General features: G+C 45.3%; 22 protein-coding genes. 7 read left to right on the top strand and 15 right to left on the bottom strand.

Annotated elements, in window-relative coordinates; all coding sequences use genetic code 11:
• Positions 1-12 precede the first annotated feature (12 nt).
• The 4 genes from panD to Q0612_RS10960 are packed head-to-tail and all read right to left on the bottom strand — an operon-like array spanning position 13 to position 2,964.
• Complete coding sequence (gene panD, locus Q0612_RS10945; protein WP_009145844.1) at positions 13-396, bottom strand: aspartate 1-decarboxylase; 384 nt, start codon at positions 394-396, stop codon at positions 13-15.
• Between the two features lies 1 nt (position 397).
• A complete protein-coding gene (gene panC / locus Q0612_RS10950; protein WP_210685319.1) occupies positions 398-1,252 on the bottom strand; it encodes a pantoate--beta-alanine ligase in 855 nt (284 codons plus the stop codon).
• Between the two features lie 31 nt (positions 1,253-1,283).
• A complete protein-coding gene (panB, locus tag Q0612_RS10955) occupies positions 1,284-2,123 on the bottom strand; it encodes a 3-methyl-2-oxobutanoate hydroxymethyltransferase (RefSeq protein WP_298884622.1) in 840 nt (279 codons plus the stop codon).
• Positions 2,116-2,964 (bottom strand): Rossmann-like and DUF2520 domain-containing protein, encoded by an 849-nt coding sequence (locus tag Q0612_RS10960; protein ID WP_298884624.1) that lies wholly within the window; start codon positions 2,962-2,964, stop codon positions 2,116-2,118. The genes panB and Q0612_RS10960 overlap by 8 nt, the downstream gene beginning before the upstream one ends.
• Before the next feature lie 324 nt (positions 2,965-3,288).
• Between Q0612_RS10960 and Q0612_RS10965 the strand changes: the two genes are divergently transcribed.
• The 5 genes from Q0612_RS10965 (at position 3,289) to bioF (ending at position 8,678) form a co-directional block, all read left to right on the top strand.
• Entirely contained in the window at positions 3,289-3,504 is a 216-nt protein-coding gene (locus Q0612_RS10965; RefSeq protein ID WP_246869428.1) for a 4-oxalocrotonate tautomerase family protein, read from the top strand.
• Between the two features lie 229 nt (positions 3,505-3,733).
• Positions 3,734-4,417 (top strand): dethiobiotin synthase, encoded by a 684-nt coding sequence (gene bioD / locus Q0612_RS10970; protein WP_298884629.1) that lies wholly within the window; start codon positions 3,734-3,736, stop codon positions 4,415-4,417.
• 128 nt (positions 4,418-4,545) lie between these two features.
• Positions 4,546-5,901: an adenosylmethionine--8-amino-7-oxononanoate transaminase gene (gene bioA / locus Q0612_RS10975; RefSeq protein ID WP_298884632.1), complete on the top strand. Its 1,356-nt coding sequence runs from the start codon at positions 4,546-4,548 to the stop codon at positions 5,899-5,901.
• 11 nt (positions 5,902-5,912) lie between these two features.
• Positions 5,913-6,398 (top strand): hypothetical protein, encoded by a 486-nt coding sequence (locus Q0612_RS10980; RefSeq protein ID WP_009145837.1) that lies wholly within the window; start codon positions 5,913-5,915, stop codon positions 6,396-6,398.
• Positions 6,399-6,776: 378 nt separating this feature from the next.
• Entirely contained in the window at positions 6,777-8,678 is a 1,902-nt protein-coding gene (bioF, locus tag Q0612_RS10985) for an 8-amino-7-oxononanoate synthase (protein WP_298884637.1), read from the top strand.
• 82 nt (positions 8,679-8,760) lie between these two features.
• Here the strand turns inward: bioF and Q0612_RS10990 are convergent, their stop codons facing one another.
• Both Q0612_RS10990 and Q0612_RS10995 read right to left on the bottom strand, forming a co-directional pair.
• The gene (locus tag Q0612_RS10990) at positions 8,761-9,189 is read right to left on the bottom strand and encodes a DUF523 domain-containing protein (RefSeq protein ID WP_298884640.1); all 429 of its coding nucleotides are present in this window, start codon (positions 9,187-9,189) and stop codon (positions 8,761-8,763) included.
• An 84-nt stretch (positions 9,190-9,273) separates the two neighbouring features.
• Positions 9,274-10,728: a flotillin family protein gene (locus Q0612_RS10995; protein WP_298884643.1), complete on the bottom strand. Its 1,455-nt coding sequence runs from the start codon at positions 10,726-10,728 to the stop codon at positions 9,274-9,276.
• A 491-nt stretch (positions 10,729-11,219) separates the two neighbouring features.
• On the opposite strand from Q0612_RS10995, the gene Q0612_RS11000 reads away from it, so the two are divergent.
• On the top strand, positions 11,220-12,392 hold the full coding sequence (locus Q0612_RS11000) for an MFS transporter (protein ID WP_298884646.1): 1,173 nt from the start codon (positions 11,220-11,222) through the stop codon (positions 12,390-12,392).
• 650 nt (positions 12,393-13,042) lie between these two features.
• Here Q0612_RS11000 and Q0612_RS11005 read toward each other — a convergent pair.
• The 8 genes from Q0612_RS11005 to Q0612_RS11040 form a co-directional block, all read right to left on the bottom strand.
• Positions 13,043-13,249 (bottom strand): DUF951 domain-containing protein, encoded by a 207-nt coding sequence (locus Q0612_RS11005; protein ID WP_021719843.1) that lies wholly within the window; start codon positions 13,247-13,249, stop codon positions 13,043-13,045.
• A complete protein-coding gene (locus Q0612_RS11010; RefSeq protein WP_021719844.1) occupies positions 13,249-13,908 on the bottom strand; it encodes a CBS domain-containing protein in 660 nt (219 codons plus the stop codon). The genes Q0612_RS11005 and Q0612_RS11010 overlap by 1 nt, the downstream gene beginning before the upstream one ends.
• Before the next feature lie 98 nt (positions 13,909-14,006).
• Entirely contained in the window at positions 14,007-14,711 is a 705-nt protein-coding gene (locus Q0612_RS11015) for an ABC transporter ATP-binding protein (protein ID WP_293690045.1), read from the bottom strand.
• Entirely contained in the window at positions 14,711-15,484 is a 774-nt protein-coding gene (locus Q0612_RS11020) for an ABC transporter ATP-binding protein (protein WP_298884648.1), read from the bottom strand. The genes Q0612_RS11015 and Q0612_RS11020 overlap by 1 nt, the downstream gene beginning before the upstream one ends.
• Entirely contained in the window at positions 15,459-16,418 is a 960-nt protein-coding gene (locus Q0612_RS11025; RefSeq protein WP_009145530.1) for a branched-chain amino acid ABC transporter permease, read from the bottom strand. The genes Q0612_RS11020 and Q0612_RS11025 overlap by 26 nt, the downstream gene beginning before the upstream one ends.
• 11 nt (positions 16,419-16,429) lie before the next feature.
• Positions 16,430-17,320, bottom strand: a complete 891-nt coding sequence (locus Q0612_RS11030; protein ID WP_277249539.1) for a branched-chain amino acid ABC transporter permease — start codon at positions 17,318-17,320, stop codon at positions 16,430-16,432.
• Positions 17,321-17,445: 125 nt separating this feature from the next.
• Positions 17,446-18,621, bottom strand: a complete 1,176-nt coding sequence (locus Q0612_RS11035; RefSeq protein ID WP_298884660.1) for an ABC transporter substrate-binding protein — start codon at positions 18,619-18,621, stop codon at positions 17,446-17,448.
• 161 nt (positions 18,622-18,782) lie between these two features.
• A complete protein-coding gene (locus tag Q0612_RS11040) occupies positions 18,783-19,955 on the bottom strand; it encodes an ABC transporter substrate-binding protein (protein ID WP_298884663.1) in 1,173 nt (390 codons plus the stop codon).
• 367 nt (positions 19,956-20,322) lie between these two features.
• On the opposite strand from Q0612_RS11040, the gene Q0612_RS11045 reads away from it, so the two are divergent.
• The gene (locus tag Q0612_RS11045; protein ID WP_021719850.1) at positions 20,323-20,736 is read left to right on the top strand and encodes a hypothetical protein; all 414 of its coding nucleotides are present in this window, start codon (positions 20,323-20,325) and stop codon (positions 20,734-20,736) included.
• Positions 20,737-21,213: 477 nt separating this feature from the next.
• Here the strand turns inward: Q0612_RS11045 and Q0612_RS11050 are convergent, their stop codons facing one another.
• A complete protein-coding gene (locus tag Q0612_RS11050) occupies positions 21,214-21,357 on the bottom strand; it encodes a hypothetical protein (protein WP_298884665.1) in 144 nt (47 codons plus the stop codon).
• Positions 21,358-22,215 lie beyond the last annotated feature (858 nt).

Genomic DNA, 22,215 nt, shown 5'->3' on the forward strand with positions numbered 1-22,215 from the left:
TAATACCTAAAATCAGCCGATTTCTGCTTCCTTTTCAGTACCGCGAACGTTGATCGGATGGTTGTTTTCGTCAACCATTACAACCTTCGGCACATAGGTTTTAGCTTCTTCCTCGGTCATGAGGCTGTAAGCGATGATGATAACAGTATCACCAACCAGAACTTTACGTGCAGCAGCACCGTTCAGGCAGATAACACCGCTGCCACGCTCACCGGCGATAACATAGGTTTCCAGACGGTTACCGTTGTTGTTGTCAACGATTTGTACACGCTCGCCCGGAAGAATACCGGACAGCTCCAGCAGCTCGCTGTCGATAGTAATGCTGCCCATATATTCCAGGTTAGCCTGGGTTACGGTAGCGCGATGAATTTTGCCATGGTGCATAGTATAAAGCATATTATTTCTCCTCCAAAACTACATTATCAATCAGACGGGTGGTGCCGAATTTAACAGCTACAGCCAGCAGGTTGCTGCCTGCCATCGGAGCTGCTACAGGTTTCAATTCCGGCAGTGCATAAATTTCAACATAATCGATATCAGACATAGGCTCTTCTTTAATAGAAGCGGTAACAGCCGCGGTAATCTTCGCAGCGTCACGCTCACCTGCTTCGTACTGCTCCTTAGCAGCCTTCAGGCTACGGCTCAGTACCAGTGCTGCCTTGCGCTCTGCTTCATTCAGATAGGTGTTGCGGGAGCTCTTTGCCAGACCGTCAGCTTCGCGGACAATCGGCATAATGCGCAGCTGGATATTGAAGAACAGGTCTTTTACCATGCGCTTCAGAACCTCAACCTGCTGTGCGTCCTTCTGACCGAAGTAAGCACGGTCCGGCTGTGCCAGGTTGAACAGCTTGGTAACAACGGTAGTTACGCCACGGAAGTGAATCGGACGGGTACGGCCGCACAGAACCTTGGTAATCTCACCGGTTACTTCAACCCAGGTTGCATCCTCGCTCGGATACATTTCCTTCGGAGCCGGAGCGAAAACTACGTTAGCGCCCATGCTTTCTGCCAGCTTGCAGTCTGCTTCCAGAGTACGCGGATAAGCGTCCAGGTCTTCGTTAGGACCGAATTGAGTCGGGTTTACGAAAACGCTGACTACAACAAAATCATTTTCCATGTTAGCTGCTTTAATCAGGGATGCATGGCCTTCATGCAAAGCGCCCATAGTAGGCACCAGACCGATGGTCAAACCCTGAGCTTTAGCTGCTGCAACCTCTTCGCGCAGCTCTGCAACTGTATGTACTAATTTCATTTTGAATTACCTCACTTTATGTATAAAAGTATTAATATAATTTTTCTAAAACAGCATCGTCAATCTTAAAGGTATGCTCCGGAGCGGGGAAGGTTCTTGCCTTAACATCGGCAATATATTCCTTTACTGCTTCTACGGTAGTATCATGCAGATTAGCATACTTCTTAACAAATTTCGGGCAGAAACCGGTAGAAACTCCCAAAAGGTCGTTGCATACGAGCACCTGGCCGTCGCAGCCGTTGCCGGCACCGATACCGATAGTAGCCATGGTTTTCAGCTCGCTGGTTACCTTAGCAGCCAATGCAGCAGGAACGCATTCCAGCACGCAGGCAAAAGCACCTGCAGCCTCCAAAGCCTTGGCATCATCAATCATTTTTTGTGCAGCGGCAATATCCTTGCCCTGTACCTTGAAGCCGCCCAGCTGATTTACAGATTGCGGAGTCAGACCGATATGAGCACATACAGGAATACCAGCCTGTGTCAGGCGCTCTACGAGAGGAACTACCTCAGAGCCGCCCTCAAGCTTAACTGCAGTGCAGCCTGTTTCTTTCAGGAAGCGTGCTGCATTGTACATTGCATCAACAATGCTTGCCTGATAGCTCATAAACGGCATATCGCCAACTACTAAAGCAGTGCTGTTGCCACGCATAACAGCCTTGGTGTGATGAATCATTTCATTCATCGTTACAGGGACTGTGGAATTATATCCTAAAATTACGTTACCCAGGGAATCACCTACAAGAATCATATCTACGCCTGCTTCGTTAACGTTGCGGGACATTGCTACGTCGTAAGCGGTTATCATCGTGATAGGTTCGCCCTTTTGCTTCATTTCTTTAATCGTTGCGACTGTTACTTGTTTGTTAGCCATAATATCCTCCAAGCAAATTTCTCAGCTCATCAGCTGCATTTTCGTCAATAGTGCCATTAGCAAGGGCCAGCGAGGTTGTCGCCAGGCCCAGAGAGCAATAGGCAGGAATTACAGCTGCCGGTAAAGCAACAAGATGTTTTGCTACTGTGCTGACATCACCGCGGGCAATAGGTCCTGTCAGGACCGCCGCAGGATTTTGCGTAGTCTGCAAATTGGCCGCCGTGCCTTTGAACAAGGGCAGCAGCGCTGCCCAGGCAGCTTCGTTGCTGCCGGTCCAGCGTGCCATCAGCTGCGCCGCCATAGCCTCCACCGCTACGGCGTAGTTCGAGCAGATACAAGCTGCCGCATGATAGGCCGCACGTTCTTCAGCAGGCACGCTGAACGCTTTACCGCCAAAAAGCTCTACGAGCTTTTTGCCTGCGTCCTGCGCTTCGCTGTCACCGTCCAGCGCCATATACACACCTGCAAGCTGTGTATTGCCGCCGGCAAAGCTTTGCAGCGGATGCAGACTGCCAACGTGTGCTCCCATCTGCGTAAGCGGAGCCAATGGCTCCAGTCCCACACTGCCGCTCACATGCAGTACAACCTTAGCAGCCGGTGTCACGCTTTGCGCCAGCTTCTCTGCTACCATACCAATTAACCGGTCCGGTACGGTAAGCAGCAGCACGTCCGCTGCCTGCCACAGCTTCGCGTTATCCGTCACCGGTACGCCAAACTGCTGCGCCAGCTGTGCGCTGTGCTGCTCGGATGCAGCAGTAATGCCGGCCAGCACACCTGCTTCACGCAAGCTTGCAGCCAGACGGCTGCCAACGCGTCCACCGCCAATAATACCAACCTTCAAGATTGCCCTCCCTTCTGACCACAGGAGACGCTGTGCAAATTCAAGGCTACGGAATTGCCGATTAATGCCGAAGCATATAAAAAAGCGCATTCCGGTACGGAATGCGCATAGTTAGCCTGTTTGCGTCTTCGTCCCGGTCTTATAGATCCAAGCGAGTATTGACTTAAAAATTTTTCAGAAGTAAGCTTTACTGTTAACTGCTCCAGCTCATCCTAAATGCTACTGTGCATCAGTAAATTTTACCGCACTTATAATAGCATAGAAACGCGCAGTTTGCAAGCAAAATATGCTATAATGAAAGAAAAACGCAAGGAGGTCATCACCATGCCCTATGTAAACATCAAAATCACCAAAGAAGGTAACGTTACACCCGAGCAGAAGCGTGCTCTCATCGAAGGCGCAACCAATCTTCTGCACGACGTTCTAGGCAAAAACAAATCCACCACCGTTGTCACCATCGACGAGGTTGATACAGATAACTGGGGCATCGGCGGCGTCCCTGTAACCGAAATCCGTAAAAATGCGGCAGCCAAAAAATAAATTTTTCCTTTATATTAAGATGATTCTTCGTTAACCACAAAATAAGCAAAGATTGACTGTTATAACCACAAAATATGGCTGTCAATCTTTTTTTATGCCCAACCGCCATGGTTAACCATACTATTTTGCTAGGTTGACATTGAAATTTTCGCAGCGTATACTTAAGCTATAATAAAGTTAACCATATATAATCTTAAGTTAACCAAAATAAATTACGAAGGTGAAAATTATGAGTAAAGGTCTTTTCATTACAGCAATTGGTACAGATATCGGTAAAACATACGTTACCGGCCTGCTTGTTAAACGCTTACGTGATGCAGGCGTCAACGCAGGCTACTACAAAGCAGCGCTGAGCGGCGCCGAAGAACAGCCTGACGGCACCTGGCTGCCGGGCGACGCAGCCTTTGTTGCCAAAACCGCCAACATCCCGGAAAAGCCGGAAAACCTTGTTTCCTACATTTATAAGGAAGCAGTTTCTCCGCATCTGGCAGCACTGCGCGAGGGCAATCCTGTAGAAATGGAAAAGATTGAAGCTGATTATCAGGCTTCCCTTGCTAAATATGATTACGTTACCATGGAAGGCAGCGGCGGCATCATCTGCCCTATCCGTTGGGATGAAGAACACATCCTGCTCGAGGACATCATCAAAAAGCTTGATTTGGGTGTACTGGTAATCTCCAACGCAGCGCTCGGTTCCATCAATAACTGCGTACTGACCATCTCCTACCTCAAGCAGAAAAACATTCCCGTCCGCGGCATCATCCTTAACAACTATGACGGCAGCAACTTCATGCAGGCCGATAACAAGCGTATGATGGAAGAAATTACAGCGGTCCCCGTACTTGCCTGCGTACCGCCGAACGCCAGCGATCTGGATATTGATGTAGAAGTACTTAAAGGATTATACAAATAAAAATTAACAGCCCCCTTTAGTCTTAATTACACGCTCTTGCCTGCCCCTATGGGGAAGGTGCCGAACAACGTGAGGCGGAAGGGGGAATAAACAATAATGACACAAAACTCAGGAGGAAGAAAAAAAAAATGAACGATAGAGTAGCAGATTTACAAAAAAGAGATTTAGCCCACATCTGGCATCCCTGTTCCCAAATGAAGGACTACGAAACCTTACGTCCTATCATCGTTGACCACGCTAAAGGCCCCTACCTTTACGCAGCCGACGGTACCGAATATCTCGATATCATCAGCAGCTGGTGGTGCAACCTTTTAGGTCACTGCAATTCCAAAATCAATGCTGCCATCAAAGAGCAGATTGAACAATTAGAGCACGTTATCTTCGTTAACTTCACCCACGAGCCTGCTATCAAGCTGTGCGAAGAGTTGGTTGACGTTCTCCCCAAAGGCCTGAATAAATTCAACTTTGCTGACAATGGCTCCTCTTCCGTAGAAATCGCACTGAAAATCGCTTTCCAATATCAGCTGCAGACCGGTCACCCGGAAAAACAGCGCTTCATGTGCCTCAGCGAAGGCTATCACGGCGAAACTATCGGCGCTCTTTCTGTAGGCAGCATGGATCTGTTCGCACAAATGTATAAACCCATGATGATGAACAACATCCATGTAAAGGCACCGGACTGCTACCGTTGTCCGTTTGCCAAAGACCGCGAGCATTGCCAATGCGAATGCTTCAAATTTGCTGAAGAAGAATTTGCCAAACATGCTAAGGAAACTGCTGCCATTATCGTTGAGCCTATCGTCCAAGGTTGCGCAGGCATGCGTATTTATCCGCCCCTCTACCTGCAAAAACTGCGCAAGCTCTGTGATGAATACGGCGTATTGCTGATTGCCGACGAAATTGCTACCGGCTTCGGCAGAACCGGCAAAATGTTCGCCTGCAACCATGCGGGAATTACTCCTGATATCATGACCATCAGTAAGGCTCTCACCGGCGGTTATCTGCCAATGGCTATTGTCTGCACCACAGACAAAATTTATGATGCCTTCTATGACGATTACAACAAAGGCAAGCAATTCATGCACAGCCACACCTATGCCGGTAACCCTATCGGCTGCGCTACCGCCCTCGCTGTACTCAAGATTATGAAGGAAGAAAAAATTCTTGAGCATGCTGCCGAAAAAGCAACCTACTTCCATAATGCACTCATGGATACCTTCGGATCTCACAAGAACATCGGCGAAATCCGTCATATCGGCCTGATTAACGCTATGGAGCTTGTTACCGATAAGGATAAGAAAATCGGCTTCGACGGCGACCTGCGTATAGGCTACGAAATTTACAAAAAAGCACTTACCCACGGCCTGCTGCTGCGTCCTCTGGGCAACGTCATCTACTTCAACCCGCCGCTGAATATCGAAAACAAAGATCTGGATAAGGCTATAGCACTGGCTAAACAATCCATGGATGAGGTTTTAAAATAAGGAGCAAATAAATGAAAGATTTGAGTATGAAAGAGCTGACTACTATCGCTTTGTTAGGTGTCTTGATTCTGATTTCAGGTTCTTTTAAAATCCCTTCGCCAATTGCCGGTGGCGAATTCCAGTTATCTGCACCAATCGCCGTACTCATCTGCGCCTGCTTCGGCTTTAAACGCTACATTATCGCAGGTATCCTTGCAAGCATGCTGGGTATGATGCTCGGTATGCACAACATCATCAACGTACTTGTACAGATGGTATTCCGCGTTGTTGCCGGTGGCACCATGGCCCTGCTCGGAACCAACCTGCTTACCGTTGCTGTCAGCGGACCGCTCGGAACCTTCGCTGCCCGCCTCGTACTGTGGCAGGTTACCGGTGTAAACTGGATGGTACTCACCGCCGCAGCCTTCCCCGGTATGATTTTTACCGCAGTTGCCGCCGGTGCATTTTATAAGCCCGCAAAACAGCTGCTTACCAAGGTTGCTTTGCTCAGAGGCTGATAAATAATACTTTGTATAACATTTCAGGCAAAATCACAGTTGTGGTTTTGCCTGCTCTTTTCTAAATGCAGATTCACAAAAGTTTGCCGAACAAATAACGCCAGCAATCAATATATCGTGTAGTGAATAAAAATTTTAGCAAATGAGTGTCTGGAATCACAAAAGTGGCGCAACTGTTTGAGCGCTAAACATTGCTTATGTAGAAAAACATTATTGCTTTGCGCGAGTTTTGCGGCACTTTGTATTGATTCCACACGAAATTTGCGTTGTACCCTTTGGGTACGGGAAAATTTTTCTTGAGCGAAACGATATATTGATTGCGATGCGAAGACACCAAAATTATAACGTTCTAAATTTATCATCAAAGGAGATTTCCCTATGCCTTTATACAGCATCAAAATGCGCGCATCCAAAGGTGATTTACACGTCAGCGGCGCAGAACGCATTATCTCGCAAGCTGATATCAGCAGCGCTGTCAGAGCACTTACCGAGCGCGCTCTGCAGCACGGCCTCGGACGCGCCGACTTCATCAATGTCAAAATGGAAGAAGTTGCACCGGAAAAGCTGCAATACCTCGACGCTCTGCCAGTCAGCAAACGCCCTGCCGACACGGTAGAAGAAACCTATAAAATCATGAAGGAAATGCTCTGCGAGCTGGGACTGGAAGCCAAAGCTGATGAATTGATTGACCTTCTGCGTCACAACCATCCTATGCGCGGTGCAGTTCTCTACGACGTTGCCACCGGCACCAGACTTGAGCCTGACCACGAGCGCGGTATCCGCGTAACCTATATGGATGCTGAAGGCGCAGCAAGCAACTGCAGCGGTAAGAACCACTTCCGCGAGGCCATCGTACTAGCCACCAAGGTTGTACATGCTCCCGGCATCATCGCCGAGCTGTGTCTTTCCGATGATCCTGATTACCTCGTCGGCTACCTTGCATCCTTAAAGCATGGTTATGTACGCCTCATGCCGATAAAGGAAATGGGTAATCCGCACGGCGGTCGAGTTTTTATTTTTGACAGCAGCAAAGCCAAGGCCGAGGATGCTATCAATTATCTGGAAAAACAGCGTGTACTGGTGCGCGGCCTGCCTGTCGAAAAGCCTGCTAATCCTGATCCGGAGCAGATTTTTGCTGACGAATTAAAGCAACTTAAAGAACAGAATCTTTACCGCTCTCTGCGCACTATGGACAGTGAGCAAAGTAAATACGTCGAAATGCAGGGACCCAAGGTTTTGATGCTTGCCTCCAATAGCTATCTTGATTTAGCAGCAGATGCCCGCGTTAAGCAGGCCGCTGCCGAAGCTGCGCTTCAATGGGGCGCAGGCAGCGGCGGTAGCCGTCTGACTACCGGCAACACCGCCTTGCACGAAGCGCTTGAAAGCAAACTGGCGCATTTCAAAGGCACAGCAGCAGCACTGGTGTTTAACACAGGCTACATGGCCAACGTCGGCATTATTTCCGCCCTCTGCAACAGCGAAAGCGTTATCTTCAGCGACGAATATAACCACGCCAGCATCATCGATGGTGCCCGCCTTTCCAAGGCACGCATCGTTGTCTATAAGCATAATAATATGCAGGATCTGGAAGCGAAAATTCTTGCTACCCCCTGCAGCAGAGGCTTGATTGTCAGCGACGCAGTTTTCAGCATGGACGGTGACATTGTTGACCTGCCTGCACTCGTCTCCCTCGGCAAAAAATATCATCTGCTCACGATGATTGACGAAGCTCACGCCACTGGTGTTATCGGCCAAACAGGTCATGGTACTGTTGAGCATTTCGGCAACACTGTTCGTCCTGATATTCTCATGGGTACGCTCAGCAAAGCACTTGGCGCCGAAGGCGGTTACGCCTGCGCCAGCAAGGTGATTATCGAATATCTCAAAAATAAAGCACGCAGCTTTATCTTCGCCACCTCTCAGACTCCTGCTACGCTCGCCGCTGCGCTGCGAGCTATTGAGGTACTGGAGGAGGAACCACAGCGTGCACAAAATCTGCAGCATAACGTTGAGTTTTTCTTAAACGCATTGCACACTGAAGGCGTAGAAGCCTACTCTCCCACCGCCATCATTCCTATTATCATCGGCGATGAGAAATCCGCCCTGCAGGTTGCAGACGAACTACTAGCAAACGGCGTACTCGCCCCCGCGATTCGCTACCCGACGGTAGCAAAAGGTACTGCGCGCCTGCGCGTTGCCCTCATGGCAACGCACACCGAAGCAGAGCTGTCACAGACAGCGAAGCTGATCGGTGCCGCAATCAGAAAGTATAAAAAATAATGTACAAAAAAGGCAAGGCCTAGGAAACAAACCTCCTAAGACCTTGCCTTTTATTTTTATAAACCAACTTTTCCAGGCACTGTTATTTATGCTCAGCTATATCCTCGGCATCAAGCACCTTTATGCCATGCATAGTAAGCAGTTTGGCAAAAACTCCCTGCCCCTTGATTTTTTTGCCGCTGAAGCTGCCGTCATAAATCTCCTTTACGCCGCAGCTGGGACTGCGTGATTGCAGGATTGCCAAATCAACCTTGTTCTCCGAAGCAGCTGCCAACGCCTCCTGCGCACCCTTGCGAAACTCCGCATCCACGCTGACACCTTCCTTGTTCGTCACTACGCCTTCAACAATTTCTGCCGGTAAGCGAGGAGTAGACAGCCCGCCCAACTGCTCCGGGCAAACGCCGATAACCTCATGCCCTTCGATAAAATCCAACACGCTTTGATTTAAGTTATTGCCACCGTTATACTTACAGTTTTTGCCTAACAAACAGGCACTTACGAGAATCTTCAAAGCAACTTGCCTCCGTTATTTCAAATTAAAACCTGTAAAAAATAAGCTGTTAACATACCAGATGCTAACAGCTTATTTTGATGTCTATTCTTCCTTGCTGATTTCTACAGGAATTTCCGGCAGCTTGCCATCAATGCTGATGTTCTTGTTAACCTTAGCATCGTAGGTTTCACCCTTGGCAATCTCCTGCAGGTCAATGCCGGTAGCACTCTTCACCGTATCGAAAACCTTCGCCATCACGGAAGGAACATTACCAGAAAGACTGCCCATGCCGCCTTCGCCGTAAAGCGTAATCTTATCCACCTTACTGAGCGGAGCAGCAACCTCTTTAGCAACCTGCGGCAGAACCTCAATCGCCATCTGAGCCATCGCAGCCTGACCGTATTTCTTCATAGCCTCGGCCTTCTTATCCATCGCAGCAGCTTCAGCTTCGCCCTTCGCCTTAATAGCAGCAGCCTCAGCTTCACCCCTTACTCTGATGGCATAAGCCTCTGCATCACCCTTCGCCTTGATAGCGGCAGCCTCCTGCTCCATAGCATATCTTTGTGCTTCTGCTTCACGCTGTTTCTTGGCCTGCTCAGCCAAAGCATCCTGTTCCACTCTGTACTTATCGGCATCCGCCTGCTTCTGAATGGTAGCAGCAAGAATCTGTTCTTTTACCAGAACCTCCTGCTTTTTCAGGTCAGCTTCACGCTCAGCCTTAGCAATCTGCGCATTTACAGTTGCCACCTCAATAGACTTTTGCTGCTCCTGCTGTTGAATTGCATAAGCAGCATCTGCCTCTGCTTTTTTTATATCAGCAGTACGCTTCAGTTCGCTCTTGGCAATAGAAAGCTCATTCTGACGCTGCGCAATCGCCAGATCAGCATGCACCTGCGCGTCATTCGCCTCTTTCTTGGCAGCAGCCTCAGCAATAGCCACATCGCGCTCGGCAACAGCCTTACTAATAGAAGCATCCTTGCGGATTTTCGCCGTATTATCTGCACCCAAATCAACAATCAGGCCGTTATCGTCAACAACATTTTGGATATTGCAGCTCAGGATGCTGATGCCCAGCTTTTCCATATCCTTGGCAGCCTTCTTCAGTACTTCATCGGAGAAGGAATCACGGTCAACGTTAATCTTCTTCAAATCCAGCGTACCGATAATCTCACGCATATTACCTTCAAGAGAATCCTGCAGGCTGCGTGTAATATCCGCCGGCTCCATATTCAAAAAGTTTCTTGCCGCCAGGTAGATACCGTTTTCCTTATCAACGATAATCTTAGCAACTGCATCAACCTTAACATTGATAAAGTCATTTGTCGGAACGCTTTGGCTGGTTTTGATGTCAACAGACATCTGCCCTAGATACAACATATCCACGCGCTCCAACAGCGGGATTTTAAAACCGCCTATACCAATAAGGATACGCGGGTTCTTCGTCAGACCAGAAATAATGTAGGCCACGTTTGGTGGTGCTTTCACATAGCAGGTCTTGGCTGCAATAATAAATAAAATCAGGAAAATAATAACGAGAATAGCAATTCCATAAGTCAAAATAACTCCCCCTTTATCATCTAAACGCTTTAATTAAATCATAGCATAGGCAATCATGAAAGGCAAGGGAATTATTCGTTACATTTTGAACATTCCTACAATACTTTAAACCATTATGACAAAAACAGAACATCATCCTTCCAGCAATTAACCTGCTAATCAAAAAATTTTTGAGTAGACTCTTCTCAAACCTTACGATTTGACTAAAAGTTTAATTGATATGCCAAAAACTTTCCAAAACTCAAACCAACGCCTAAATATATGTAAAGCAGCAAATCTCCAACGCATTGAAAATATAACATAACCTACATTGACAATAAAATATACTCGTGGTAAAATCATCATAATTTATCAGAGGACTTGTAGCGCTCAGGCTATTGAAGTGGGATAAGATTCAAATGAATTTTATCCCACTTTTTTAGATAAATTATGGTAACACTCACCCCATAAAAGCTCTCATAGCTACTATGTAACGAAAGGAGTTTTTAACAATGCAAATCAACAAACCGAAAAACACTTTAGAAAACTTCTCCGTTGGCAGCAAAGAAGTAAATGCTGCCCGCCTGGCCTTCTTCATCCCCGGGTTCGCCGTTTCCACTTGGGCACCTATGATTCCCATAGTAAAAGAACGCCTGAACCTTGAAGCTGACGTGCTTGGTATACTGCTTTTATGTATCGGTATCAGTGCTTTTATTGTCATGCCTTTTGCTGGTATACTGGGACAAAAATGGGGTTGCAAAAAAGTGCTTCTTATCACCACGACGCTACTTGCACTTGACGTTGTTTTTTTATCCTTCTTGCCTAATATCATCAGCTACGTATTAGCGCTCGCCCTTTTCGGCGCAGCCATGGGTTCTACAGAAGTAACAATGAACATTAATTCCGTCATCGTTGAAAAGCTTGATGGACGCAGACTCATGAGTGGTATGCACGCCTTTTGGAGCATAGGCTGCTTTGCCAGCGCCGGTCTGTTCAGCCTGCTTGCAAGCCTCGGCTTGTCTATAACGCTCATCGCCCTCCTACATTGCGGCATCATGCTGGCTATCATTGCCTACTTTGGGCGCAGCTGGCTCCCATATAAAAATCCAGGTGGAGAAAAAGCCTTTGCCCTTCCACGTGGTATTGTCATCATCATAGGTACATTGGCATGTATCTCTTTCCTTGTTGAAGGCGCAGTTATGGACTGGAGCGGCGTATTGCTCACCGAAGCGAAAAATATGGATATAGCGTTAGCTGGCACAGGTTATGCTATCTTCTCCGTCGCCATGCTCATAATGCGTCTTTTAGGCGATAAAACTGTGCAATTTTTAGGTGAACAAAAGGCAGTCATCGGTGGTGCACTGCTGACATCGGCAGGCTTTGTACTGCTTATCGCACTAGATAGTATTTATCTTAACGCCTTCGCCTTTATTCTTATCGGCCTTGGCTGCTCTAATGTTGTCCCGGTTTTCTATTCTATTTTAAAATACCAAAAAGCTATGCCTATCAGCGCCGCGGTAACTTCCGTAACCAGTTTAGGTTATACAGGAGTTATCCTTGGTCCAGCACTTTTAGGCTTTGTCGCCCATGGTATCAATATCAATGCGGTATTTGAACTGATTGCCTTACTGCTTGTCATCGAAGCAATTATTGCAAAGTATGTTTTCTGCAAGCTGAAAATGTAAAATACGTCATATAGCAAAACGAGCAGGTTTTAGTCAAAATGCTAAAGCCAGCTCGTTTTTGATTGCAAAATTTTTTGGAAAAATTTTCCCAAAACTTGGCGTTTCTGTATAGTTTTAGGAATTATTTTCCTAAAACTTTCATATTTACTAAGTTGCAGACTTAAAGGTCGGAATGTTTGGCACGCCAGGAATTCTTTAGAAAATTAAATATGCGCTCACGCAGTACGTAAAACGCACCAAGGAAAAATAAGCTGCTAGCACGTCACAAGACACGCTAGCAGCTTATTTTTATTGTTCTCATTCAACCTCAACCTCTTTCTTACAACGCCACCCTCCGCGCTGCGCAGACCGGAACGGACGACGAACTCGCAGGCACATCTTTGTTACGCACAAGCTCGCAGGCAACGGAACGACAGGGAATTTTTCGCTGGAGCGTTGACGAACCACTCAGCAAGCACACCTCGCAAAATTCAGCGACGTGAAAAATTCTGCGAATCTAGTCGCCGGAATCCGGCGAAGTAGCTACGCAGGGCGTTTTTTGGATACTTTTTGCCGCCCCGGGCAAAAAGTATCATAATACGTACACCACCACCAAAAACGCTCCCCTGCTACCTGACGATAGCAAGAGAGCGTTCTCTTTATCTGCTTATTTACTTTTCCGCTTCAGCGCTCTTTACAACCGCCTTCGCAGCCTTTTCGAACTTAGTACGCGCCAGCATGACAAAATGTCCGCAGCCACAGCATTTCATACCAAAGTCCATACCCGTACGGGTAATTTCCCACTCATCACTGCCACAGGGATGAGCCTTTTTCATTTTAACGATATCGCCTACATTAACATCCTTACCGGAAAGCATTATTCAATACCGTCCAAAGTCATTACGTCGCTGACCTCATAGCCGGCTTCACGTATTTGCTCAATGATATCCATACCATTATTATTGAGAGCGGCACGAATGGTAACTTCAGCAGTACCATCACCATTTTGCTTGGTAACCAGAGAAATAATATTAATGCCATCTTCCTTCATAATATTGGAGATTTCCGCAACAACACCAACTTTATCGGGTGCTTCGATAGTAATACGCAGGCAATTGCGGTTCATACCCATAATTTCTACGATGGAACGGAAGATATCGCTGCGGGAAACAATACCGCAAAGCTTATTCTCCTGATTAACAACCGGCAGAGCATTGACTCTGTATTTATACAGTTTGTAAGCAACATATTCGATAGTATCATCTGCTTCAACGCTGATAACGCTACGTTTCATAACGTCTTTAACCTTCAAGCGTCCCAGCAGATAATTAGCCTCATAACGGGAAAGGGTGCTGCTGTCACTGGGAGAAGCTTTGCCGATATCATCACTGGTAATAATGCCGCGTACACGCTGCATATCATCTACAACCGGCAGGCTGATCAGTCTTTTGCCACGCATAATTTCGCGTGCTTCCAAAATAGATTGATCCTCACGTATGGTAACAACAGGTTCAGTCATAATATCTTTTACTAACATATGAGTTTTACCTCCTTTGACTATAGAACACAATCATTTTAATATAATCATTTCACTTTCAGGCACCTATGAAGCAACCCGACGCATTCGTATATTAATCAGCCGCCGAGATATGCTTTGCGAACAGCCTCGCTGCTTGCCAGCTCCTTAGCTGTACCACTCAGGGTAATACGTCCTGTTTCCAGAACATACGCCTTATCAGCGATGGACAGCGCCATATTAGCGTTCTGCTCAACCAACAGAACGGTAGTGCCGCTCTCGTTGATTTCCTTTATTATATTAAAAATTTCCTTTACAAGCAAGGGGGCAAGACCCATAGAAGGCTCGTCCAACAGCAACAGCTTCGGACGGCTCATCAGCGCACGGCCCATAGCCAGCATCTGCTGCTCGCCACCGGAAAGCGTACCGGAAAGCTGGTCCTTACGTTCCAGCAGACGCGGGAATTTTTTAAAAACCTCATCCATATCCTTGGCAATTCCGTCCTTGTCCTTACGCAGATAAGCACCCAGCTCCAGGTTTTCCAGAACAGTCATATTAGCAAAAACATGACGGCCCTCGGGAACCTGGCACAAGCCCATGCCGACAATTTTATGCGCCGGTACACCGGCAATATCATGACCTTCATATAAGATTTTACCGGTCTTCGGTTTCATCAGACCGGAAATAGTGCGCAATGTAGTAGATTTACCGGCACCATTGGAACCAATCAGCGCTACGATTTCACCATCGGGAACATCGAGGCTGATACCTTTGATAGCGTGAATTGCGCCATAATATACATTGATATCTTCAACAGTTAACATCAGTTGATAACCTCCTCGCCCAAGTATGCTTCAATAACGCGCGTGTTATGTTTAATTTCTTCCGGAGTACCTTCGGCAATCTTCATACCGTATTCTAGTACGTAAATACGCTCGCAGACACCCATTACCAGGCCCATATCATGCTCAATCAGCAGAATGGAAAGATTGAATTCCTTACGGATCCAGCGGATCATTTCCATCAGCTCTTTGGTTTCCTGCGGGTTCATGCCGGCAGCAGGCTCGTCCAACAGCAACAGCTTCGGCTCGGTAGCCAGAGCACGCGCAATTTCCAGACGACGCTGCTTACCATAAGGCAGGTTCTTTGCTACCTCATGTGCTTCTTCCTCCAGGTGGAAGATTTTCAGCAAATCAAGAGCCTTTTGCGTAATATATTCTTCTTCGCTGAGATACTTGCCATCACGGACGATGGCATCAGCCAGATTATAGGTTACGTGCATATTATAAGCAATTTTTACATTGTCGATAACGCTCAGCTCGGAGAACAGACGGATATTCTGGAAGGTACGTGCCATACCCATCTGCGTAACCTGATAAGATTTTTTACCGCTGCTTTGCTGACCGTTAAAAAATACCTTGCCTTCGGTCGGTGTATATACACCGGTAATCATATTGAAGGCTGTTGTCTTGCCGGCACCGTTAGGACCGATAAGGCCAATCAGCTCTCCCTCGTCGATATGCATGGAAAGATTGGAAACGGCACGCAGGCCGCCGAAAACCATGGATACATTATCTACCTTCAGCAGTTCTGCCATTGTCCTTACCTCCTAATTTAAACATTTTCAAGCTCAATTCCTTGCTGCCAAACAAGCCTTGCGGACGATACAGCATCAGGATAATCATGGTAACAGAATAGATAATCATACGCCATTCCGGGTAATCTGACAAGTAAGCGGAAATGAAGGTCAGCAAGGTTGCACCGGTAATAGCACCGGTCATAGAACCTAGGCCGCCCAAAACAACCATGGTCAGAATATCGAAGGAACGCATGAAGGTGAAGGACGCCGGATGCGCCAGGAAGAAGTAGTGGCTGAAGAGCGCGCCTGCAGTACCGGCAAAAGCAGCACCGAAGGTGAACGCCATTACTTTATATTTGGTAGTGTTGATACCCATGGTATCTGCAGCAATTTCGTTTTCACGAATTGCCAGGCAGCAACGGCCATAGGAAGAGTTTTTAAAGTTCTTGATGAAGAAGATGATTGCTATCATAATCCAGAAGGTATACGCGAAATTGGTCATACGGGGAATGCCCATCAAACCGGAAGCACCGCCGACATAATCAATGTTCAGGATGCAGATACGGATAATTTCGCCTAAGCCCAAGGTTGCGATTGCTAGATAGTCACCATCAAGACGCAGCGTCGGCAAGCCAATCAAAAAGCCCAACAGGCCGGCGGCCAGTGTTGCTACAACCAAGCCTGCCTCAAAGGGCATGCCCAGCTTAACCGTCATAATAGCACTGGTATAAGCACCGACTGCCATAAAGCCGGCATGACCGATAGAGAACTGACCGGTATAGCCGTTAATCAGGTTCAGGCTGACTGCAAGAATAATGTTAATGCAGATAAGGATAATGTTCAATTCCCAAAAGGGACCAATGATTTCGCCAAAGAGCAGCCCTTGTACGATACCAAAAACGATAACGCAGGCAACGATGGCTTTTAAATCAAATTTTCTAATTGCATTCATACCATGTCACCTCAGACTTTCTCACGAACATTCTTGCCTAATAAGCCGGAAGGTTTATAAAGTAAGATGATAATCAAAATACCGAATGCTGCTGCATCACGGAAGGTAGAGGAAATAAAGCCGCTGACCATTGCTTCTACAACGCCCAGGATAATACCGCCGATCATAGCACCGGGGATAATGCCGATACCGCCAAGAACTGCGGCAACGAAGGCTTTAAGACCAGGCATCATGCCCATCAACGGGTCAATAGAGTTATAGTAAACACCTACCAGCACGCCGCCTGCAGCTGCCAAAGCACTGCCAAGCGCAAAGGTAGTGGAAATTACACGGTCAATGTTGATGCCCATCAGCCTTGCAGCGTCAGCATCATAAGATACAGCACGCATAGCCTTGCCGGCTTTGGTTTTGTTTACGATATAGGTAAGAACTGCCATCAGGATAATGGCACTCAACAGGATAACAAGCTGCTGACTGTTAGCAACTAGTGGTCCAAGATGATATACAGTCGCGCCGAATACAGCTGGGAAGGTTCTCGGTTGCGGCGAAACCAGCAGAATCATGCTATATTCCAGGAAGAAGGATACGCCGATTGCCGTAATCAAAATTGCGATACGCGGTGCATTACGCATGGGGCGATACGCAACACGTTCAATAATAATACCTGCGATAGCAGCGCCTGCCATCGAGAAAATAATTGCCGGAATGAACGGCAAGCCTAATTGGGTAGTAGCGAAGAAGCCAAAATAGGCACCCAACATATAAATATCGCCATGAGCAAAGTTTATCAGCTTAATGATGCCGTAGATCATGGTATAACCCAAGGCGATCAATGCGTAGATACTGCCGAGAGATACACCATTTATCAGCTGCTGAAAAAACTGATGGATAAAAGTCTCCATAATTTACCTCCCTAGAGATTTCAAAGATTTGTGTAAGCGGGACACGCTTACTTAAATGAAAAGGCTGTTGCTACGCAAAACAACAGCCTCGTTGATTAAATCAGATTAACTACTAATGTAAACTATCAGGGATTAACTTTAGCTTTAAAGGTTTGTTTGCCATCTTTATGTTCGATAATTACAGCACTCTTAATCGGGTTATGCTGTTCGTTAAAGGTTACTTCACCGGATACACCCTTGAAGCCTTTAATCTTAGCCATTGCTTCAGCAATTTTAGCCGGATCAGCACTGCCTGCATCTTCGATTGCTTTGGCAACCAGCAGAGCGGAATCATATGCCAATGCTGCGAATACATCCGGGTTGGTGTTGTAAGCTTTTTTGTATTCAGCTACGAAGTCTTTGTTCAGATCAGAGGTATCGTCCGGAGAATACAGGCTGGAGAAGAAGGTGTTTTCCAAAGCAGCTTTGCCGGCAATTTCAGGAAGCTTAGCGCTATCCCAGCCGTCACCACCTGCCATAGGAACGGTGATGCCCATCTCACGAGCTTGTTTAACAATCAGGCCAACCTCCTGGTAATAACCAGGGATGTAGATGAAATCAGGTTGTGCAGCTTTGATTTTTGTCAAAGTAGATTTGAAGTCGGTATCCTTTTGCAGATAAGCTTCTTCAATTACAACCTGACCGCCATTTTTAACAAAGTTCTCTTTGAAGAACTGTGCCAGGCCTTTAGCATAGTCACTGGTATTATCGATATAGATAGCAGCCTTTTTCACTTTCAGTTCATTGGAAGCAAAGCTTGCCATTACAGTACCCTGGAACGGATCAATAAAGCAGGTACGGAAGCTGTAGGGTTTAACCTGTTTAGTTTTCGGATCGAAGGTAACGTCCGGGTTAGTGCCCATCGGTGTAATATCTACAACCTTAGCACCATTGTTGATTGCACCGGATGCGATTACAGCAGAGGATTGGTTAGGACCGATTACTGCTACAACCTTATCCTGAGAAATCAGCTTTTGCATACCGTTAGTTGCTTCGGAAGCTTCAGATTTGGTATCAGCAACAACTAAAGAAAGTTTTTTGCCACCCAGCACACCTTTTTCATTTATTTTTTTCAGTGCCAGGTCGATACCGTTTTTACTGGAAATACCGAAGGATGCGCTGCCGCCGGTCATTTCCAGCAAGCCGCCTACCTTAATGGTATCGCCGTCAGCTCCTTTAGAGCCGCCTCCGCAACCGGTCAGCGCGCTCATAAACATAGCGCCGGCTGCTAGTACAGATAACAATTTGGTTACTCTTTTCATGGTTTATTCCCCCTCAGAAATAAATAAAATATATTTTTTATAGAGGGCGCATCCAGTAGACGCGCCCGGTCTAACTTAATAAATAACCCATGGAATAGAAGTCTTGTTGTACTTTCTGATATTTACTTGTAGAATTTTTATGTTTATTTTTTTATTAACAATTACAGGCTGATTTTTTCAACCAAAGTCGGAGTACCGGTTTCCAGACCGATAATCAGAGCAGGCATTACCGGGTTGTGGTTAGCATCAAAGGTGAGCTTGCCGCTTGCAACCGGCAGGTCTTTGGTTTCAGCAATTGCTTTAGCCAGTTTAGTACCATCAGTGGTGCCCGCACGTTTCAGAGCATCTGCCAGGATCAGGCCTGCATTGTAGCCCTGCATTGCGAAGATGTCAGGATCTTTTTGATATTTTTCTTTGAATTTCTTAATGAAGTCCTGAACGGATTTGTCTTCGTCTTTAGCATTGAAAGCACTTACATAGTAGCAGCCCTTCAGAGCATCTTTACCAGCGATTTCAGCAAGTTTCGGGCTTTCCCAGCCATCGGAGCCAAGCATCGGGCAGGTAATGCCGATTTCGCGAGCTTGTTTGATAATCTTGGAAACTTCTTCATAGTAACCGGGAACATAAATTGCTTCCGGATTAGAAGCTTTGAGTTTAGTCAGAGCAGATTTGAAGTCAACGTCCTTGCCCAGGAAAGCTTCTTTAGCAACAATCTTGCCGCCCTTGCTTTCCAAGGTTTTTTGGAATACTTCTGCTAAGCCTTTGGAATAGTCACTGGAGGAATCGTAGAAAATAGCTACGTTTTTAACCTTCAAAGTTTTATCAGCAAATACTGCCATTACCTGACCTTGGAACGGGTCGATAAAGCAGGCACGGAATACGAAATCCTTTACCTTGCCGTTTTCTACAGTAATGCTCGGTGCAGTAGCAGCCGGAGCAATATGAGGAATCTTATTTGCAGTGGTGATAGGAGTTGCAGCGTTTACGCAACCGCTGGTTGCAGGACCGACAATTGCCACTACTTTATCTTGGGTAATCAGTTTTGTTACAGCGTTACCGGATTCAGCCGGCTCGGATTTGTTATCGCTTTCAACTACGCTGATTTTTTTACCGTTCACGCCGCCGTTTTTATTAAGTTCGTCTACAGCCAGCTTGAAGCCTTCGTTGATGGATTTACCGTAGTTAGCAACATTACCGGTTAATTCGAATGCTGCGCCAACCTTAATAGTATCTCCGGTATCAGCTTGTTTCTTTTCTCCGCCACAGCCTGTGAGCAATGCAGCGCACATCATAGCAGCCATAGCCGCAGATGCTAATTTCTTCCATTTTTTCATTTTGAATCCTTCTTTCCCTTTAAAAATAAAATATAAAACACAGTACCGGGAGTGTTCTCAGATTCAACCACTAACCCAGCAACTTTATGTAACCAATTATAGCTGTTATATTACACTTTTGTCAACGAATTTTTTCACGTTCATTGTATACATGAGTATTTTACACATAAACTGATACATTTTTTATGTTTTCTATTTTTGCGTTTATTATTTTAGTATTTTTGTGCTTCCCAAGAAAACTTTGTAGCTTTTGTGTCTTCTTGCTGCCTTTATAGCGCTCTGCCTGCAGATAGTGTATAATATAATGCAGAAGAATTACTTGCCTTTACAAATACCGGCAAGCCTATTTATAGAACGAGAGGTATTTATGAACTTTATTGCTTTATTTTTCTTATGTGTGCGCATGTTTCATTTTATTCATTCCCGCAGAATCGCCTATCTGCTGCAACGCTTTTCCCGAATTTTAGACGAGCGCCGTGCCAACCCCGGCCGCAAGCAGGTCATTATTATCGACGGCAGTGCCACTACCTTTATCATCTACTTCCTGTTGGATGTTTTCTTCCTGTTATACTGTATCTGGCTGATGCTGCACGACAATACTTGGACCCCGGGTTTTCTGCTGCTCGTGATTGCAGCACTGGAATCCCTCGCTATTCACGCCCGCATCAGCGGTGCCTACGACGAGGACGAGGAAGGCTTTGTCTATCCCCGCACCTGGGTGCGCTACCTCTGCTTCGGCGAGAGCATGTTTATTCTGCTAAGGCTGTTCGAGGGCGCTTAAAAAAAACATACTTAAATTGTAAAATTGAAAGCAAAAAATCCCGACAGCAACCTGTCGGGATTTTTCTTACACTATCATTATTTAAATTACAAGAGTCTTTGCTCTTCCTCTGCCAGCGGATAGCTGGACTTACCGTTATCAATATCCTTGGCAAAGCAGCGGCTTTACTCTCTGCCGTAAATGCTGGTGAGAATAATACCCTTATTATACTTAAAGACTGTTTCAATATAGAAATTTTTGGAGTCAGAAATATTTACATAAAAACTTACCTACTAAATATAACAATCTAATCAATATTATAATTTGAGCAAATTTAAACCTATTATAAAATGGGTTCTTTTTATTAGGCACATTTCCTATTATAGGTGCAATTTTATATTCAAATAGCAACATTAATATCAGTCCTAATATATATCCAAATATTATTAACAGATCATCTATCAAGTAGAACGCCTCCATTCTTGAAAGACTCTATATCTATTCCATAATAGGTAAGTTTTCGTTTACCTTGCCACCGCTATTGCCTTTAATATCTTTGATAGCTTTATCAGCATCCTTGTAGCCTTTGACTGCAACCAAAGCACCGAGGCGTTTATCTTCAACCTCAGTTACATGCTTCACAGAGTTTACCACATTATTTGTTTATATTTTTCTTAATACCGCCAATTACATCAATTGGAAAGTAAAAACAATATATTTATTCCAAATTCACTTTTAAAAAACAATATAATAAACGGCATTATGAATATAAGAAAAAGACTTCCTATTAAAAAAATTAGGCCGTTTTTTACAAGAAATCTTTTCTTTAAACGTTGTGTTTTTTCTTCATCTTTTCTCATATAGGTAAGCATTTCTCTAACATCATTATGTATATTCCCCCATATTGTGGCTAAAAATAACGGTAATACTTTTATTGGAAAATAATATTTCCATAACACAATCCTTGGAGGTGTCGGAGGGCAAATTATATATACTATATAAAATATTATATAGTATATTATATATGTAAGATAACATTTGGTTGTTTTATTTATTTTCATTTCTTAACCTTCTCAATTCATTTATGGTGTTTATATCAAGTATTAACCCTGAATTATCTAGTGTATTTATTAACTTGTTTTGTTCAACCTCATCAGTAACAATTGAATCCCAATCAATGTTACTAAAGTTTCTATTTTTAATAATTTCATAAAGCTTCTTAGCATCTCAGTTAAGCTAATGACTTTAACAGTATAATCAAAATTATTATAATTTTGTTCTCCAAGTATATTTTTTCTAAATTGCAATAATTTGTTGTTGTGTATCTACGGGTGCTGCTATAGCAAAAGAAGGCATAGTTATACCTGCTAAAACAGCTAATACTAAAAATCCAAAACCTTTTCCCATTAGAGGGGTTTTAATAAAATTTTTGCCCCATCAAAAATTTTTGGTAGATTGTATAATCAACTTGAACAAAAAATAAAATAAAAAATCCACAGT

Source organism: uncultured Phascolarctobacterium sp. (genome assembly GCF_937920985.1).
GTDB lineage: Bacteria > Bacillota > Negativicutes > Acidaminococcales > Acidaminococcaceae > Phascolarctobacterium_A.

Bases quoted from the DNA above. Each gene is read 5' to 3' on its own strand.
- panD (WP_009145844.1), bottom strand. From the start codon at position 396: ATGCTTTATACTATGCACCATGGCAAAATTCATCGCGCTACCGTAACC.
- panC (WP_210685319.1), bottom strand. From the start codon at position 1,252: ATGAAATTAGTACATACAGTTGCAGAGCTGCGCGAAGAGGTTGCAGCA.
- panB (WP_298884622.1), bottom strand. From the start codon at position 2,123: ATGGCTAACAAACAAGTAACAGTCGCAACGATTAAAGAAATGAAGCAA.
- Q0612_RS10965 (WP_246869428.1), top strand. From the start codon at position 3,289: ATGCCCTATGTAAACATCAAAATCACCAAAGAAGGTAACGTTACACCC.
- bioD (WP_298884629.1), top strand. From the start codon at position 3,734: ATGAGTAAAGGTCTTTTCATTACAGCAATTGGTACAGATATCGGTAAA.
- bioA (WP_298884632.1), top strand. From the start codon at position 4,546: ATGAACGATAGAGTAGCAGATTTACAAAAAAGAGATTTAGCCCACATC.
- Q0612_RS10980 (WP_009145837.1), top strand. From the start codon at position 5,913: ATGAAAGATTTGAGTATGAAAGAGCTGACTACTATCGCTTTGTTAGGT.
- bioF (WP_298884637.1), top strand. From the start codon at position 6,777: ATGCCTTTATACAGCATCAAAATGCGCGCATCCAAAGGTGATTTACAC.
- Q0612_RS11000 (WP_298884646.1), top strand. From the start codon at position 11,220: ATGCAAATCAACAAACCGAAAAACACTTTAGAAAACTTCTCCGTTGGC.
- Q0612_RS11005 (WP_021719843.1), bottom strand. From the start codon at position 13,249: ATGCTTTCCGGTAAGGATGTTAATGTAGGCGATATCGTTAAAATGAAA.
- Q0612_RS11010 (WP_021719844.1), bottom strand. From the start codon at position 13,908: ATGTTAGTAAAAGATATTATGACTGAACCTGTTGTTACCATACGTGAG.
- Q0612_RS11015 (WP_293690045.1), bottom strand. From the start codon at position 14,711: ATGTTAACTGTTGAAGATATCAATGTATATTATGGCGCAATTCACGCT.
- Q0612_RS11020 (WP_298884648.1), bottom strand. From the start codon at position 15,484: ATGGCAGAACTGCTGAAGGTAGATAATGTATCCATGGTTTTCGGCGGC.
- Q0612_RS11025 (WP_009145530.1), bottom strand. From the start codon at position 16,418: ATGAATGCAATTAGAAAATTTGATTTAAAAGCCATCGTTGCCTGCGTT.
- Q0612_RS11030 (WP_277249539.1), bottom strand. From the start codon at position 17,320: ATGGAGACTTTTATCCATCAGTTTTTTCAGCAGCTGATAAATGGTGTA.
- Q0612_RS11035 (WP_298884660.1), bottom strand. From the start codon at position 18,621: ATGAAAAGAGTAACCAAATTGTTATCTGTACTAGCAGCCGGCGCTATG.
- Q0612_RS11040 (WP_298884663.1), bottom strand. From the start codon at position 19,955: ATGAAAAAATGGAAGAAATTAGCATCTGCGGCTATGGCTGCTATGATG.
- Q0612_RS11045 (WP_021719850.1), top strand. From the start codon at position 20,323: ATGAACTTTATTGCTTTATTTTTCTTATGTGTGCGCATGTTTCATTTT.